Here is a 348-nt window from a genome sequence, read left to right on the forward strand (position 1 = left end):
GTGGAGGTTCATGAGCGCCGCCGATTTCACGGCGGCACTCATCTCCAGCTCTCGGCCGCCTCAGCGCTTCGGGCCGAAGCCCGGATAAGGGTTGAGCGGTACGATCGCGGCGATATCCATCATGCCGGCCTTGACCAGCGGCAGCGTAGCGAGATGGCCGCGCACTTCGGCGTCGTCGGCCGCCTCGAACATCATGCCGCTGCCGGGAATGTCGCCGCGGTTCCACACCTGGCGCACAGCGCCATCTGCATAGAGCGCGCGCCGCTGCTCGGCCTCGCCGGGCGGCAGCGGCGCGAAATCGGCGTCGCTGAACTTCTGGGTGTTGCGGGTGAGAAGGGCAAAGAACTG

At 67.2% G+C, this 348-nt stretch carries 1 protein-coding gene; it reads right to left on the reverse strand.

Features of this window, described 5'->3' with window-relative positions; genetic code table 11:
* Positions 1-60: 60 nt before the first annotated feature.
* A partial coding sequence (locus tag EN807_RS33455) for a muconolactone Delta-isomerase family protein (RefSeq protein ID WP_135938011.1) occupies positions 61-348 on the reverse strand: 288 nt, incomplete at its 5' end.

It is taken from the genome of Mesorhizobium sp. M5C.F.Ca.ET.164.01.1.1 (assembly GCF_004792125.1).
GTDB classification, from domain to species: Bacteria; Pseudomonadota; Alphaproteobacteria; order Rhizobiales; family Rhizobiaceae; genus Mesorhizobium; species Mesorhizobium wenxiniae.